The sequence below is a fragment of the Campylobacter majalis genome, from assembly GCF_905120465.1.
GTDB lineage: Bacteria > Campylobacterota > Campylobacteria > Campylobacterales > Campylobacteraceae > Campylobacter_A > Campylobacter_A majalis.
The window spans coordinates 75,104-91,413 of record NZ_CAJHOF010000003.1; the positions used below are offsets into that span (position 1 = coordinate 75,104).

Here is a 16,310-nt window from a genome sequence, read left to right on the forward strand (position 1 = left end):
AAGCCTTTTTATTAAATTAAAATATGATTTTATCTAAAACTTTATAAAATTTAAAACTAAAAACAACCTAGCAAACTTGAAATTTTAAAAAATCATTTTGACTTGATACGTCATTTAGCAATTCTAAAAATTCTTGTGTTTGTAAAAATTTATTCTTTAAAATTTCACTATTTTTAATCACGACTGTTATTTTTTCACTAACCGTGCTTAGCTCATCATAAAGTGCGTCCAAATTACATCCAAACTCATCAGTTAGACTAAATTTAGCTTTTAAAATTTTATAAAAATGCTTTTCATTTTTAATCAAAACACCATTTATAACTATCTTTTTCATCTATTTTTATCTACTCTTTTAAAGCTTTTATAGTGATCTTTTGTGTAAAATATCAAGCCATCATTTGAATACACGATTCGTTTAGCATTGCGTTTGCCACCACGATACTCAACATCAGCCTCGATATATCTACGACTGCTTTTTTGTGGCAAGATCTTTTCGTAGTTGCCAAATCTATCCCCACCTATGCTCTTGCATGGTGCCACATCCCACAAATTACCACTTTTTGCGTCCCAACCAAGCTTTATGGCGTCATTTTTACTTATATAATTATCTGGCAATTTAGCATTATCTTGGATATATTTTATAATCTCTTCTTTGCTTTGTATTTCACATTTGCTTGATTGTGAAACATTTTGTGATTTACTATCTATATTAAAATATGCTAAATTTAATACTAAAGCACATACAAAAACCAGCAACAATATAACTTTTTTATTCATTATTAGCCCTTTAAGTAGCTTATACTAAAATTTTCAGCATTTATCTTTTTCTCGCTATATTTATACTCAGTTTTTCCAACAGCCAAAGAGCAAAGTGGCAAATACCCATCAGGCACACCTGCACGCTTCATAAGCTCTGGTCTATCATGAAGCCCTATAACAACCGTATTTATCGGACATGCCGCCAAGCCCAAAGCAACAGCACTTAAGTGCATATTTTGCACAACAGAACCCATTGTCCAAAAAAGATTGCGATTAAACACTTCAGCATCTACTCCCCAACCTAAAGGCGGAGTGTCTATTATCTTGCCTGAGATTAATATAAGCACTGGAGCATTATATAGCGATGTTTCAACATTTAAAATTTTGCCAAATTTTTTAAACCCACACTCATCTAACTCTTTTAAAAGTTCTTTATCGCTTATAACGCTAATGTGCGAGTTTTTGCTCGTCATCGTAAGCGGTGCTAAATACGCAGCATCTATTATCTGACTTATCTCATCATCACTTGGCATATCGCCGTTAAACTCACGCACACTAGCTCTTTTTCTAATCGCTTCATTTAACATCATTTGCATGTCCTTTAAACAATTTTATTAAATTTACATCAAATTTTAAAGCTTTTTAGCCAACATTTTTAGCACATACTTCGCAAGTTCTAGCCCCTTTGAGCGATGAGAAATTTCTAGCTTGACACTTTCATCTAGCTGTGCGATTGTCTTATCAAAACCATTTGCAATAAACATAAAATCATAACCAAAGCCATTTTTACCAAGCTCTTGATTTATAACAACCCCATGCATAAAGCCATGAGTTGTGTATTCTCCATATTTTGAAACAACGGCTATACAGGCGGTATAGTAAGCATCTGATTTTTCTAAGCTTAAAGCATTTAGCTCATCGATTAATTTTTTGCGGTTCGTGGCATCAGTTGCATTTTCACCGCTATAACGTGCCGAATGAATACCCGGTCTAAGCCCAAGTGCATTTACACTAATGCCACTATCATCGCTTAAAACAACATAATTTTCATCGATTTTGCTTACTTTTTCATAAACAGCTCTTGCTTTTATAAGTGCATTTTGCTTAAAACTATCGCCATCTTCTACTATCTCAAATGGCTCTATTACGTCACTAAGAGCCAAAATTTCATACTCTTTTAAATACTCTTTTATCTCTTTTACTTTATCTTTATTTGAAGTTGCCAATACTATTTTCACAATCTTGTCCTTAAAATTTTAGTGTGATTTTACCTAAATTTTTAGTTTTATGTGATAAAATCAGTATTTTTTAGTAAGGGAATTTTATGCTTAGAAGTGTTTTGCCACTTAGTTTTATTGTAGGAAACAGATTTTTTGGTATATTTATAGTTTTGCCAGTTCTTAGTCTTTATGCTTTAGAGCTTGATGGAGCAAATGAAAAATTAGTCGGATTTTTAATAGGCGGTTATGCGATTACTCAGATGATATTTCAGGTGCCATTTGGGACGCTATCTGATAAAATAGGACGCAAAAAAACGCTAACACTTGGACTTATTATCTTTATAATAGGCTCATTTGTATGCGGATATGCAAATGATATATATACCATGATATTTGGACGTTTGCTTCAAGGCGTTGGTGCAATAGGTGCCGTATCAACAGCGATGATTAGCGATTACACGACAGAAGAAAACCGCTCAAAAGCAATGGCAATCATGGGGATTTTTATAGGCACAGCATTTTCAGCATCAATGGTCTTAAGTCCGATATTAAGCCAAAAATGGGGAATAGGCGGACTATTTTTACTAAGCGGTGCGTTAAGCATATTTTGTATATTTTTGCTTTTTACAGCCGTTCCAAAAGAGAATAAAATAGTAGCAGAAGATAGCGAAAAAGTCGCATTTTCAAAGCTTATATTCCAAAAAGATCTATTTATCATAAATTTTACAAATTTAATGCAAAAAATGCTAACAAGCATCGCGTTTTTGGCTATCCCTATCGTGCTTGTAAAAGAGCTTGGCTACATACAAGCAGGGCTTTGGAAGGTCTATGCTATTAGCACGGTTTTTGGCTTTATTGCGATGGGGCTAGGTGGATTTTTAGGAGATGGCAAAGGACTTAGCAAAAGCATACTTTTAAGCGGCGTTTTGCTATTTATCCTTGCGTATAGTTTTTTTAGTTTTGCCCCTAGTGCTATGATCTTCATGGTTGGCGTAGTTATATTTTTTGTCGGTTTTAATCTACACGAGCCGATCCTTCAATCATGTGCGACAAAATTTGTCAAAGCCAAACAAAAAGGCACGGCACTTGGAATATTTAACTCATTTGGATATTTTGGTAGCTTTATTGGGGGAATTTTTGGCGGATACATACTTCATCATTATAGCATGTTTGAGCTTTCTATTATTTGTGTTATTTTATGCACATTTTGGTTTATTTTACTCCTTGCTTTAAAAGATCCGCGTGTATTTAAAAATCTATATTTCGAAAAAAATGTAAGCCTAAAAACACTTGACGGACTAACTGGTATCTTTGATAGATTTAGCACTTCAAAAGCAAATGTTGTTAAATATGACAGCACTATTCTAAATGAAAATGATATTAAAAAAGCGATTGAGTGACGATTTTATCGCTTTTTTACTTTCTTATAAATTTATTTAACTTATATCTTATTTATTAACGCATGTTAAATATAAAATTTTAGAAAATTATCAAAATCTAAGTAATAATTAAAAATTTAAATTATATAATGCCTTGTTTAGTTATATTAACCAACCTTAATAATAAAGGAATAACCATGAGCAAAATCATGAAAACTATGGACGGAAACGAAGCTGCGGCTTATGCTTCGTATGCTTTCACCGAAGTTGCTGGGATTTATCCGATAACTCCAAGCTCACCTATGGCTGATTATACAGATATTTGGGCAGCACAGGGTAAAAAAAATATCTTTGGTATGCCTGTTAAAGTTGTAGAGATGCAAAGCGAAGCTGGTGCAGCTGGTGCAGTGCATGGCTCACTTCAAGCTGGTGCTTTAACCACTACTTACACAGCCTCACAAGGTCTTTTACTTAAAATTCCTAACATGTATAAAATAGCTGGGCAACTTTTACCAGGTGTTATCCATGTTAGTGCAAGAGCGTTAGCAGCTCAGGCCCTATCTATCTTTGGAGATCATCAAGATATCTATGCCTGTAGGCAAACTGGCTTTGCTATGTTGGCTTCTGGTTCAGTTCAAGAAGTAATGGATATAGCAGGTGTAGCACACTTGTCAGCTATCAAAGGTCGTGTGCCATTTTTACACTTCTTTGATGGTTTTAGAACAAGTCACGAAATTCAAAAAGTTGAGCTTATGGACTATGCTCATTTTGAAAGATTAGTAGATAAAGAAGCTATCCAAGCATTCCGTGATGGTGCTATCAACTCTGAAAATCCAAAAACAAGAGGTACAGCACAAAACGATGATATCTACTTCCAAACAAGAGAACTTGCAAACAAATACTATGACGCAGTTCCTGATATAGTAGCTGAGTATCTAGCTGAAATTTCAAAAATAACAGGTCGTGAATATAAGCCATTTAATTACTATGGTGATCCAGATGCAGATCGTATAATAGTAGCTATGGGTTCAGTTACAGAAGCTCTAGAAGAGACAGTTGATTATCTAAGAGCTAAAGGCGAAAAAGTAGGTATTATCAAAGTTCATCTATATAGACCATTTAGTCTAAAATATCTATTTGATGTAATGCCAAAATCTGTTAAAAAAATAGCAGTTCTTGACAGAACAAAAGAACCAGGTGCATTAGGCGAACCTTTATATCTAGATATGAAAGCAGCTTATTACAATCAAGCTAATGCTCCTGTAATCGTAGGCGGCAGATATGGTTTAAGCTCAAAAGACGTAAACCCAGCTCAAATGATTGCTGTATTTGATAACCTAAAACTTGACACACCTAAAAATGACTTTACAGTAGGTATCGTAGATGACGTTACATTTAAATCACTAGAAGTTGGTCCAAAACTATCACTAAGTGATGCCGATGTTAAAGAGTGCTTATTCTACGGACTTGGTGCTGATGGTACAGTTGGTGCGAACAAAAACTCAATCAAAATTATCGGCGATAAAACTGATTTATACGCTCAAGCATATTTTGCATATGACAGCAAAAAATCAGGCGGTTATACAAGAAGCCACTTAAGATTTGGCAAAAAACCAATCCGCTCAACTTATCTAGTTTCTACGCCACACTTTGTAGCTTGCTCAGTAGCTGCATATCTTGATATATATGACGTTGTTGGTGGAATTAGAGAAGGTGGTACATTCTTGCTAAACTCTATTTGGGACGAGGCGGAAACTGTAGCTAGAATTCCAAACAAAGTTAAGAAAATTCTTGCTTCAAGAAAGGCTAAGTTTTATATCATCAACGCTACAAAACTAGCTCACGAAATTGGACTAGGCAACAGAACAAACACCATCATGCAATCAGCATTCTTCAAACTAGCTGAGATTATTCCATTTGAAGAAGCTCAAAAATACATGAAAGAATACGCTTATAAAGCATACAATAAAAAAGGTGAAGCTATCATCAATATGAACTACAAAGCTATCGATGTAGGTGCTGATGGTTTAGTTCAAGTTACAGTTGATCCATCATGGGCAAATTTACCAGATGATGAGAAAAAAGCTGATAGCCCATATGTAGGCAATGAATTTATCGAAAAAATCGTAAAACCTATCAACGCAGCTAAAGGCGATGACCTACCAGTATCAGCGTTTATAGGATACGAAGATGGACACTTTGAGTCAGGCTCGACAGCATACGAAAAACGTGGTGTAGGCGTAATGGTTCCAAAATGGATAGAAGAAAATTGTATCCAATGTAACCAATGTGCATTTGTATGTCCTCACGCAGTTATTCGTCCATTCTTAATAGACGATGCAGAGCTAGCAGCAGCTCCTGATACAGTAAAAGCTCACGTTTTAGATGCTAAGAACAAAAATGCAAAAGAAAAAGGTTTAAAATATAAAATTCAAGTAAGCCCACTTGATTGTACAGGTTGTGAGCTATGTGCTCAAAACTGCCCAAGCAAGGAAAAATCACTTGTTATGGTTCCACTTGGCGAAGAGATGGATAAAAACGAGCAAGTTAATGCTGATTATCTATTTAAAAATGTTACTTACAAAGATGACGTTACAGGCAAAGACAGCGTTATTGGTGTAGGTTTTGCACAACCATATTTTGAGTTCTCAGGTGCTTGCCCTGGTTGTGGCGAAACTCCATATATCACACTTCTATCACGTCTATTTGGTGATCACACAGTTATCGCTAATGCAACAGGTTGTAGTTCTATTTATGGTGGTTCAGCTCCATCTACTCCATATACTAAAAATACTCAAACAGGTCGTGGTATAGCATGGGCTAACTCACTATTTGAAGACAATGCTGAGTTTGGTCTAGGTATGAGAGTAGCTAGTGAAACTATTCGCCATAGAATAGAAAACATCATGCTAGATACAAAAGACAAAGTGCCAAATCAACTAGCAGCACTATATAGCGATTGGATAGCAAACAAAAAAGATAGAGTTGTAAGTATGCAAATAGCTGATAAGCTAGTAGAAATCTTAAAGCAAAATCCAAATGCAGAAGGTGCAGCTGAGCTATTAAGCCTAAAACAATACCTAAATGCAAAAACTCAATGGATTATCGGTGGTGACGGCTGGGCTTATGATATAGGCTTTGGTGGCTTAGACCACGTTTTAGCAAGTGGCGAAAACATCAATGTACTTGTTCTTGATACAGAGGTTTATTCAAATACAGGTGGTCAAAGCTCTAAGTCATCTCGTACTGGTTCAATCGCTCAATTTACAGCGAGTGGTAAAGCGGTACAAAAGAAAGATTTAGGCTATATTGCCATGAGTTATGGTAATATCTTTGTTGCTCAAGTAAACTCAAACGCCAACCAAGCAAACGTAATCAAAGCTATGCAAGCAGCTGAGGCATATGATGGTCCAAGTATTGTTATTGCATACGCACCTTGTATAGCTCACGGCATCAAAGGTGGTCTAGCTCACTCAGGCAATCAAGCCGAACTAGCTACAAAATGCGGATACTGGCCAACTTACACATACGATCCAAGCCTACTAAAAGAAGGCAAAAACCCAATCAAGCTAACTTCAAAAGAGCCAGAATGGGATAAATATGAGCAGTTCTTGCTAAACGAAGTAAGATATAATGCACTTAAAAATGCTAACCCTTCACACGCAGAAGAGTTAATCGCACACAACAAAGCCGATGCTCAAAGACGCTATCGCCAACTAAAACGTATGGCAACTGCAGATTTTAGCGACGAACTAGCTTAATATTATGGGCTACCTTTTGGTAGCCCTTTAAATATCTCCTTAAAACAAAAAATGTTGTCACTTTTTTAATAAACGGCATAAATTTCATCCGATTAAATTAAAGATTTTTTAGTTTTGCTATTTTAAATTAATCTTTGTAACTTTTAAAAGAAAGTCTCACTTAACGAGCCTTAAAATTCCTAATATCCTTATGCGTGATTTTGTTTAACAATACTAAAAATATATTGATTGTAAAATCATTTTAATATTTTAGTTTCATACTTGATACAATACACTATGTATAAATTTAACCCAAATCAAACAAAATAGGCTTTGCAAAGGCGTAAAACAAACATCACTTTGTGAGCGTTACACTTGTTGTGCCTTACTTAATGCTTTTAGATAGCCAAAAGCTGTTTTACAAACAAACTTTAGTGATTTTAAAACTCTAAATTTACACAGAGCCTATAATAGACTTGGGTACAAAAGCCCATTATAAAAACACCAAAAGAATAAATTTGCTTTAATAAACAAACAATAAAATCATATTAATAAATAGATGGTTTCTTTGCAAGGTATGGATTGGATAAATTTCTTATGCCTACACTCAAATTTATTAAAATTAAAAATAAAAAATATGTCCAGGTTAAATTGGGTCTAAAAATTTGTTTTAAATTTATCTTTTGCTCCATACAATCTACGTATAGACATTATCTCATTACTCTTTGTCTTTAGTTACAAATAAAACAAATCTTGCTTTGTGAATATTATTGTTTTATATTTATTTTATAATCTTTCTTGCCACATACTTTTAACTATAAAACAAATTTAATAAATCTTAGTTTTTGTGTATCAAAATAAAAATTAATTTAAATTTAAAGGTGTAGCGGCATGATGGTTGGTTTTTAACTTCGCTTCGCTCGTTACAAGATGATAACTCAAAACGTTATCCCTATGAAGAACTTCGCTTTATTCGTTGCTTTTACGACTACGTCTTTTGGCATAAATTCTAATCTCTTTTAAAATTTTACATAAACTTTGCCTAGAAATTCACTAAATTTTAAGATTTTATTTATTTGCAAATTCCATCAAGTCTAAAATAAGAGTAGCAAACAAGGCGGTAGCGACAAAAGCAAAGCATAACGCTCGGAATAGCCGATGTTTGTTTCCTATGCTTTAGTAATCTCTTTAAAAAACAAGCGAAGCACTCACGAAGCAATGTTTCTTTAAAACTTCTCAAGTCTCAAAGTGGCAACGGTAGCCAAGCGAAGCGATGGCGAGTAAAATGAGACAGGTTTTTAAAACGTCTCAAAGTTCAAAAATCATGATGGTACATTTAAAACCAAGTAAGGCATTTTGTTTTGCAAAATATTTGCTTTCAAAAATACTTAAATTTTATGTAAATTTACTTTTGAAATTTATTTATTAGTTATATGATTAGCGATGTTATTGTTATTGCAGTGGCTAAAAGCTTTTTGATCATGGATTTGCGTGAGCTAAAACGCTTTAACATATTATTTTAATTATGTAAAATTTTGTTACAAATTGTAAATTTTATGATATTCAGTATCAAAACTAAGATTAGTTTTAGTATATTTTATTTATAATAACCAAAATCAGTTAGCAAAGGATACAAGATGTCAGTTTTAGTAATAGGAGCAGATGAGATAACACCGATTAAGGCAGTCTTACATGATTTAGGTGCTAAAAAAATAGAGCATTGGGATGCAAGAAATGAAAATAGAGTAAATCGCAAACCTATACCACAAGATACGCAGTGTGTAGTAATGCTAACCAGCTTTTTAAATCACAACACCATGAAAACAATAAAAACACAAGCAAAAAAACGCAACATACCAATAGTTTGTGCAAAAAGAAGCGTAAGTTGTGTATTTTGTGAGTATTGTAAAGTCTTTGGACTAGACAGGGAGTTTGGATGCAAAAAAGAGTGCTAAATGAAAATAGTTCAACAAATAAAGAACAAAAAAGAGTGTTAGATGAGATTCGGATATTTATCAGATATTGGCGAAACAACTCCAAGTATTTTTTCAAAGCTTAATAAAGTTGTAAAAACAAAGGCTTTTATCACGCTTTATAATGCGTGTGTAAGTCAAGAACTTAAAATTGAGCCAAGATATGCCAAATATGGCTCCATAAAAAGAGCTTTTTTGGCTAAAATCGATGATTTATTAAAGCCGAAATTTTGCAAAGCTACAAGTTTTTGTTTGGTTTCAAACGCTATAATTTATGCTTACAAAACCAAAAACTATGAGCTTATAGGCAAATTTTCAAAAAATCCAAAATATAAAGTAGCCAAATTAATCAAGACATTGTTTATAAATGGCAAATTTGAGATAAATTTTGATGCAAATTTTATGTTTTCTCAGTTTGTTTATGATAAAATAGCAAACAAGAATTTTGATAAAGATGTTTCTTTTCAAAATAATGCTATCTGTATCAGCCAAAATGGCGAAAAATTGCTTTGTGTTTTGCCTTGCTTTTGCGATTTTAGCCTAAGCGATGTAAATAAAGTAAAAGACGAGATAGATAGTGCGGTCTTTGCTATTAAAGAGCATGGATTTAAACAAGTTTATGTGGTTATGCCTAGAAATAGCGAATTTCGAAAGCATATTGAGGTTAGGCATTGCGAGTGTGGTCATAGCCAAATCAAGCTAGTGCCTTATACGATTAGTAATACGAAATTTTATTGAAAGGAAAATAATGATAGGTATCATTTATGGAAGCAGTATGGGAAATACTGAAGAGGTAGCAAACTTCATATCACAAAACATTGGACTAGAAAATGAAGTAGTAAATGTAAGCAATGCAAACGCAGCACAAATCAACGGATATGATAAGCTAATCATGGCTACATCTACATGGGGAAGTGGCGACTTACAAGATGATTGGGACGCATTTGATTTAGGCTCACTATCACTTGGCGGTAAGACTGTAGCACTATTTGGTCTAGGCGATAGCCAAAGCTATTCAGATGAGTTTTGTAACGGCATGGCAAAACTATACGATGCGGTAGTTGCGGCTGGTGCAAATGTCGTTGGTAGCGTATCTACTGATGGTTATAGCTTTGATGGCTCTGACGCTGTTAGAGATGGTAAATTTGTAGGATTGGCACTTGATGCTGACAACGAAAGCGACAAAACAGAAGATAGAGTAAAAGCCTGGTTAGAAGCGATTAAGCCAAGCTTTGCATAGTTATAAAAAGGAGGGCATTGCCCTTCTACTCACAAAATACGCAACAATTTAAAAATTTTCCAAAATACCATAAATTTTAGATAAAATATCCAACAGTATAACAAAAATACTTGGAGCAAAAATGTATAAAAACCTACCCCAAATCGATAAAATTTTAAGCAATGAAAAATTTAGCACCTTTTCAAAGCCAATTTTAGCAAAAATTGCAAGAGAGGTGATACAAAATGAAAGAGTTAATATACAAAATGGCAAAAACTCGCTAAGCAAAGATGAAATTATAGATGAAATTTCAAACCAATATGAAAAATACAAAAAACTAAATTTACAAAAATTAATAAACGCAACCGGCATCATCATGCATACAAATTTAGGTCGAAGCGTAATACATCGTGAAATTTTAAACCGTGCAAGTGATGCAATAACAAGCTATACAAATTTAGAATATGACTTAACAACAAGCAATCGCGCAAACAGATATGATTATATAGGCTCATTACTTAGCACGATGTTTGGCTGCGATGATGCCTTGGTTGTAAATAACAATGCCGCTGCTGTGTTTTTGATACTAAACACTCTAGCAAAAAATGCCCAAATTATCGTAAGTCGTGGAGAATTAGTTGAAATAGGTGGTGGATTTAGAGTGCCTGAAGTGATGAGCAGTGCTGGTGCGACACTAAAAGAAGTTGGCACAACAAATAAAACAAATGAAAATGATTACATTAATGCAATAAATGAAAACACAAAGATGATTTTTAAAGCACATAGATCAAATTTTGATATGGTTGGTTTTACTCAAAGTGTTAAAATGAGTAGGCTATCACAGATAGCAAAAGAGCATGATTTGATTGATTATTACGATTTAGGAAGTGCGAGTGCAATTAGACTAAATCACAACTTAGACAAAAATGAAGAGAGCATAAGTGAGCTTATAAAAAGCGGTGTTAGTCTTATTAGTTTTAGCGGTGATAAGCTATTTGGCTCGGTGCAATGTGGCATAGTGCTAGGCAAAAAAGAGTTAATAAAAAAGCTAAAAGCAAATCAGCTAATGCGTATGCTAAGAGTAGATAAAATAACTCTTGCCATATTAAGCGAAAGCATAAAGGCTTATTTAAACGAAGAAATTTATCTAATAAATACGCCATACATGATAAATAAAACTCAAGATGAGCTTGAAAATTTAGCTCACACAATCAATCAAAAACTAAAAAAACCACTTAAAATCATCACATCAAAAACCTATGTAGGTGGTGGTAGCTTGCCAAATAAACAAATCCCAACAATCGCCCTATCAATAAGCGGCAATGCTATAAAAAACGAAGCAAAATATAGAAATTATAACGTAATTGGCAGAGTAGAAAATGATGAGTTTATACTTGATTTACGCTCGCTACTAGATAATGATGTCGAAATTTTAATAAACATCATCAACAAGGTAGAAAATGAATAGCTTAATAATTGGCACAGCAGGACACATAGATCACGGCAAAACATCACTAATAAAAGCACTAAATGGATTTGATGGCGATAGTTTGGACGCTGAAAAAGAGCGTGGCATAACAATAAATTTAAGCTTTTCAAACATCAAAAACGGCGATGAAAATATATCATTTATCGATGTTCCAGGTCATGAAAATCTAGTAAAAACCATGATAAGTGGTGCTTTTAGCTTTGATTTAGCATTATTTGTTGTTGCAGCAGACGATGGTATTATGCCACAAAGCATAGAGCATCTTATAGTGCTTAGTATATTAGGTGTTAAAAATATAATTGTAGCCATTACAAAATGTGATAAAGTAGAATTTTCGCGTCAAAACGAGGTATTAGAGCAAACAAAACAAGAATTAATCAAACATAATTTAAATATGCTAAATAGCTTTTTTGTAAGTATAAAAGATAATAGTGGAATAGGTGAATTAAAAAACTATTTTTTTAACTTAAAAGCCAAAAAACGTAATGAAAATGATGTTTTTCGCTACTATATAGATAGAGTTTTTAACATCAAAGGAATTGGGACAATTGTCACTGGTAGTGTGCTTGGCGGATGTGTAAAAGTTGGCGAGAAAATACTAAACTGCGAACTCAATAAGGAAATAAGCGTTCGCTCCATTCAGATACACGATAGCAACGTCTTGGTCGCAACTAGCTCAACTAGAGCAGCACTAAATTTAAACACATCTAATATCTTAGGCATCAGCAAAGGGCAGCTTTTAAGCAAAAAGGGCTACTTTAGGGGCTTTAACGAGATAGATGCTATAGTCTATGCAGATGAGCTTAAGCACAACGATGTGATTGGCTTTTGTGTCGGAAGCAAACAAATAAATGCCAAAGTCGCTATACTAAGTGATGAAAAATACAAATTTGCAACATTTAAATTTCCAAAACCTATGTTTTTAATGTTTAACGAAGCATTTGTTATACTAAAAAACGCCAGAGTTATAGGGGGTGGCAATGTGCTAAATCCCATAAATGAACCTATGAAAAAACCAAACAAAATATCCTTGCTTCTTGCATTAAAAGATAAAAATTTTAAAAAAGCTTTTGAAATTTTAAAAAAAGCACACAAAAACGGCTTTGGACTTATTGGCTCATATCAAAGATTTGCACTAAGCCACGAAGAAGCTATAAGCATAGCAAAGACATTATCAAATGCCTTTGTTGATGAAGTGGCACTAAATGTATATGATGAAAGTGCCAAATTTCAGATAATAGAGTTTATAAAATTTATAATATCTAAAAATAAATATGCAATGTTTTCAGCAACAAGCATTAGCCTAAAACTAAACTGGGCAAGCGTGGCACTCTCGCAACTAGCCATAAATGAGCTAGAAAACATAGGCATAATCACTAAAAATGATGGAATTTATACAAAAACAGGTATAGATATAAGTGAGCTAAAAGCAAAGCTTACAGAGCAAATTTATTCTATCTTAGATAGCGAAAATCTCACACCACAAGCACCTTATAACATATATGATAGCTTAGAAATTGATAGAGCAAGTGGCGATAACGCACTAAAAATACTTACAAAACAAGGACGTGTAGTAAGGCTAGCTCACAACCTTTTTATCACAAAAAAACATTTACAAACAGCACTTTTAAATCTAAAACAAATCATCAAAGACGATGGATATGCAAACGTGCAAAATGTAAAAGACAAGCTTGGATTAAGTAGAAAATTTGCCATAGCGTATTTAGAAATACTAGATAGCGAAAATGATATCATAAAAATTGAAAATAATAGAATATTTAAAAAGAATTTATAAACAATACACTATAATCTCAAAAAATTTTAAAAAAGGATAAAAATGAAAAAAATTATCATTGCAAGCCTTGCGGCTTCTAGTTTTGCCTTTGGTGCAAGCGACGAACAAATCAAAGGATTTTACTCACAAATGCTACCACCAAACGTCAAAGTAAGTATCGATGAACGAATAAAAGTGCAAGATGACGTAGAAGCAATAGTTGTCAAACTAAGCGACGACAAAGTAAGCGAAAGTGACGTAATATTTACAAAAGGTGACTTTGTTTTTCCAGATGTTATAGATCTAAAAGAAGGCAAGAGCTACAAATCTGAAATCAACAATAAAATGACCGATAAAAAAGTGAGCGTAGTGTATAAAAACGAGAGCAAAGAAAACATAATATCATTAGGAAATGACTCAAAAAAACCTACAAAAGTAATGTTTTCTGACCCAGAATGCCCATATTGTAGAGCAGAATTAGCTCAAATAGAAAAACACTTAAAAACTGAAAACATCAAAATCATACTAACACCAGTGCATGATATAAGCAGTCTTGAAAAATCACACTTAATCTACAAAGAAATAGCTACAGCAAAAAGCGATAGCGATAAGGTCAAAATTTTAAGAAAATACTTCGCCGAGGATGCAAAAGTCCCTGAAAATAGCGTAAGTGAAAAAGAAGTAGCAAAAATGAATGAGCTAAGACAAAAGTATTTTAGTGCTGGTATAAGAAGTGTTCCAAAATACTTAGATGAAGCAAATTTAATTAAATAACAAAAAGCCCATTTGGGCTTTTAATCTAACTATTAGATTTTGATCTTATCACTTTAAATTTCATTATTTCTAGCGGATCTACTATGTCTTTGTATTAATATTTTGTTGTTTTTGTATCAAATTGTAATAAGGTAAATTTAATTCTTAATAAACTTAACTAAAAACGCAAATTTTAAAAATATCTAAATTAATATAAAACTAAATTGTCTTTTTAAATTTATAACTAAATGTGCTTCCAACCCCTACTTCGCTTTGCACTTCGCATATTATGCCGTATTTATTGCATATCTCATGCACTATACTTAGCCCAAGTCCAAATCCGCCCTGCACCATATCTTCTCGCTCATGACGCTTAAAAACACGCTTAATATCCTTAATACCCTGTCCAAAATCTTGCGTTTTAAATAAAATTCTATCACCATCCTGCTTTAAATCAATTATAATTTTGCTATTTTGTGGGCTATATTTTATGGCGTTTATTATCGTGTTGTCTATCACTCTTTGAAGGGCTAGTTTTGAAATTTTTACATATAAGTTCGGATCAATATAAAAATAAACTTTTATATTTTTAACATCAGCAATCGAAAGCAAAAATTTAACTCTCATTCGCAAATAATCGCTAATATTAATATTTTCATCTGGAAATTTTATATAACCACGCTTGATATAATACTCCACATCTTCATATGTGATTTGCATATGCTTTAATGCATTTTTAATACGATTTGTATGCTTGTTTTCTATACCTAACATCTCTAAGTTCATACTTGCTATACCAAGTGGAGTTTTAAGCTCATGCATTGCGTCATTAAAAAAATTATTCATATATTTTTGAGCCTCTTTATATGGTTTTATACTGGCTAGATACGATAAATAAAGACTAAAAATAACCAAAGTTAGAGTAAAAACAAGCATTAAAATTACAAAAAATACATTTTTTTTATTTGAAATTTTCTGAGCAATGACGATAAAATATGGCAATTCATTAACTAAGAAAAAATTTTTATAAAACAGTCTATCGTTTTCAGTTCTAACACTAAATTTCATATCTTTTGGTTTTATTTTCAAGCTTGAAAATATCTCATCGCCACTCGCATTATAAATGGCATACTCATATATCACAGAGCTTGGTAAGGTATTTGCAGTTATGAAGCTTATTCTGATTTTCTCTTCAAATTTCATTATTCCAAATAGGCTTTTTAGCGTATCATCTTGTTGTGTAAGATTTAAGGTAGTCATACTTTTAGCTATAAAAAGCATGACTATAACAAGCGAAGCAAATATTGGAATTTTATATGTTTTTAGCATCTATTTTATATCCAACTCGCCTTTTTGAGCTGATAAAATCCTTTGTTGTTTTGTTACGAATTTTTAAAACATGCATTCTAATATCGGCTTCTTCTATCTCTTTGCCATCCCAAACTACATCACGCAACTCAGTAATGCTTACATATCTATTTGCATGTTCACTAAGATAACCAACTAGCTCTGTCTCTTTGGCACTTAAATCAACAACACTAGCACCTTTAAACAATGTCTTTTTTATGACATTGTAGCTAAATCCTTGATGAAGAACAATTGTATTTTTATCATCTACATTATAATATTTTCGCATGAGTTCGGTCACTCGAAATTTTAACTCAGCCAACTCAAATGGTTTTTTTAGATATTCATTACACCCAAGTTCATAACCTATCGCCATATCATCGATATCGGTTAGCGATGTAGTTATCATTATTGGGGTTTGTATATTTAGACTTTTTATATATTTTATGACCTCAAAACCATTAACATTTGGCACTTTTATATCAAGCATAAACAAATGATAAAAGTTATTGGCAATCAAATCACAAGCAACAATGCCATCACTAGCAATATCAACTTCATATCCCAAAGCAGTAAGATATTCACTTACGCTTTGGGCGAAATCAAACTCATCTTCAAGCAAAAGTATTTTCACCCTATTCTCCTTAAAAACAGGGC

General features: G+C 33.1%; 14 protein-coding genes. 8 read left to right on the top strand and 6 right to left on the bottom strand.

What is annotated here, in order from left to right:
• Positions 1–67 precede the first annotated feature (67 nt).
• The 4 genes from LQU93_RS02205 to LQU93_RS02220 are packed head-to-tail and all read right to left on the bottom strand — an operon-like array spanning position 68 to position 1,997.
• The gene (locus LQU93_RS02205; protein ID WP_229932260.1) at positions 68–334 is read right to left on the bottom strand and encodes a barstar family protein; all 267 of its coding nucleotides are present in this window, start codon (positions 332–334) and stop codon (positions 68–70) included.
• On the bottom strand, positions 331–777 hold the full coding sequence (locus tag LQU93_RS02210) for a ribonuclease domain-containing protein (RefSeq protein ID WP_229932261.1): 447 nt from the start codon (positions 775–777) through the stop codon (positions 331–333). The genes LQU93_RS02205 and LQU93_RS02210 overlap by 4 nt, the downstream gene beginning before the upstream one ends.
• A 2-nt stretch (positions 778–779) precedes the next feature.
• Positions 780–1,349: a nitroreductase family protein gene (locus tag LQU93_RS02215; RefSeq protein ID WP_229932262.1), complete on the bottom strand. Its 570-nt coding sequence runs from the start codon at positions 1,347–1,349 to the stop codon at positions 780–782.
• A 42-nt stretch (positions 1,350–1,391) separates the two neighbouring features.
• Positions 1,392–1,997 (bottom strand): non-canonical purine NTP pyrophosphatase, encoded by a 606-nt coding sequence (locus LQU93_RS02220; RefSeq protein WP_229932263.1) that lies wholly within the window; start codon positions 1,995–1,997, stop codon positions 1,392–1,394.
• An 86-nt stretch (positions 1,998–2,083) separates the two neighbouring features.
• Here LQU93_RS02220 and LQU93_RS02225 point away from each other — a divergent pair, with 86 nt between their 5' ends.
• From LQU93_RS02225 to LQU93_RS02260, 8 genes are all read left to right on the top strand, one after another.
• Entirely contained in the window at positions 2,084–3,379 is a 1,296-nt protein-coding gene (locus LQU93_RS02225) for an MFS transporter (protein ID WP_229932264.1), read from the top strand.
• A gap of 176 nt (positions 3,380–3,555) precedes the next feature.
• Entirely contained in the window at positions 3,556–7,119 is a 3,564-nt protein-coding gene (nifJ, locus tag LQU93_RS02230; protein WP_229932265.1) for a pyruvate:ferredoxin (flavodoxin) oxidoreductase, read from the top strand.
• A 1,616-nt stretch (positions 7,120–8,735) separates the two neighbouring features.
• The gene (locus LQU93_RS02235) at positions 8,736–9,053 is read left to right on the top strand and encodes a DUF2325 domain-containing protein (RefSeq protein WP_229932266.1); all 318 of its coding nucleotides are present in this window, start codon (positions 8,736–8,738) and stop codon (positions 9,051–9,053) included.
• A gap of 42 nt (positions 9,054–9,095) precedes the next feature.
• Positions 9,096–9,809: a hypothetical protein gene (locus tag LQU93_RS02240; RefSeq protein ID WP_229932267.1), complete on the top strand. Its 714-nt coding sequence runs from the start codon at positions 9,096–9,098 to the stop codon at positions 9,807–9,809.
• A gap of 7 nt (positions 9,810–9,816) precedes the next feature.
• Positions 9,817–10,311, top strand: a complete 495-nt coding sequence (fldA, locus tag LQU93_RS02245; protein WP_229932332.1) for a flavodoxin FldA — start codon at positions 9,817–9,819, stop codon at positions 10,309–10,311.
• 121 nt (positions 10,312–10,432) lie between these two features.
• Positions 10,433–11,758, top strand: coding sequence for an L-seryl-tRNA(Sec) selenium transferase (gene selA / locus LQU93_RS02250; protein WP_229932268.1), 1,326 nt, complete (start codon positions 10,433–10,435; stop codon positions 11,756–11,758).
• Positions 11,751–13,574 carry a selenocysteine-specific translation elongation factor gene (gene selB, locus LQU93_RS02255; RefSeq protein ID WP_229932269.1) on the top strand — a complete coding sequence of 608 codons (1,824 nt, stop codon included), beginning with the start codon at positions 11,751–11,753 and terminating at the stop codon, positions 13,572–13,574. The genes selA and selB overlap by 8 nt, the downstream gene beginning before the upstream one ends.
• Positions 13,575–13,616: 42 nt before the next feature.
• Positions 13,617–14,327 (top strand): thioredoxin domain-containing protein, encoded by a 711-nt coding sequence (locus LQU93_RS02260; RefSeq protein ID WP_229932270.1) that lies wholly within the window; start codon positions 13,617–13,619, stop codon positions 14,325–14,327.
• 198 nt (positions 14,328–14,525) lie between these two features.
• Here the strand turns inward: LQU93_RS02260 and LQU93_RS02265 are convergent, their stop codons facing one another.
• Together LQU93_RS02265 and LQU93_RS02270 are read right to left on the bottom strand one after the other, a co-directional pair.
• The gene (locus LQU93_RS02265; RefSeq protein WP_229932271.1) at positions 14,526–15,635 is read right to left on the bottom strand and encodes a sensor histidine kinase; all 1,110 of its coding nucleotides are present in this window, start codon (positions 15,633–15,635) and stop codon (positions 14,526–14,528) included.
• Complete coding sequence (locus LQU93_RS02270; protein WP_229932272.1) at positions 15,619–16,287, bottom strand: response regulator transcription factor; 669 nt, start codon at positions 16,285–16,287, stop codon at positions 15,619–15,621. Before LQU93_RS02270 ends, LQU93_RS02265 begins: the two co-directional genes overlap by 17 nt.
• Between the last annotated feature and the right edge of the window lie 23 nt (positions 16,288–16,310).

Excerpts from the sequence above, each read along its gene's own strand:
- LQU93_RS02225 (WP_229932264.1), top strand. The coding sequence starts at position 2,084 with ATGCTTAGAAGTGTTTTGCCACTTAGTTTTATTGTAGGAAACAGATTT.
- LQU93_RS02265 (WP_229932271.1), bottom strand. The coding sequence starts at position 15,635 with ATGCTAAAAACATATAAAATTCCAATATTTGCTTCGCTTGTTATAGTC.
- LQU93_RS02205 (WP_229932260.1), bottom strand. The coding sequence starts at position 334 with ATGAAAAAGATAGTTATAAATGGTGTTTTGATTAAAAATGAAAAGCAT.
- selB (WP_229932269.1), top strand. The coding sequence starts at position 11,751 with ATGAATAGCTTAATAATTGGCACAGCAGGACACATAGATCACGGCAAA.
- LQU93_RS02235 (WP_229932266.1), top strand. The coding sequence starts at position 8,736 with ATGTCAGTTTTAGTAATAGGAGCAGATGAGATAACACCGATTAAGGCA.
- LQU93_RS02210 (WP_229932261.1), bottom strand. The coding sequence starts at position 777 with ATGAATAAAAAAGTTATATTGTTGCTGGTTTTTGTATGTGCTTTAGTA.
- LQU93_RS02260 (WP_229932270.1), top strand. The coding sequence starts at position 13,617 with ATGAAAAAAATTATCATTGCAAGCCTTGCGGCTTCTAGTTTTGCCTTT.
- LQU93_RS02240 (WP_229932267.1), top strand. The coding sequence starts at position 9,096 with ATGAGATTCGGATATTTATCAGATATTGGCGAAACAACTCCAAGTATT.
- selA (WP_229932268.1), top strand. The coding sequence starts at position 10,433 with ATGTATAAAAACCTACCCCAAATCGATAAAATTTTAAGCAATGAAAAA.
- nifJ (WP_229932265.1), top strand. The coding sequence starts at position 3,556 with ATGAGCAAAATCATGAAAACTATGGACGGAAACGAAGCTGCGGCTTAT.
- LQU93_RS02215 (WP_229932262.1), bottom strand. The coding sequence starts at position 1,349 with ATGATGTTAAATGAAGCGATTAGAAAAAGAGCTAGTGTGCGTGAGTTT.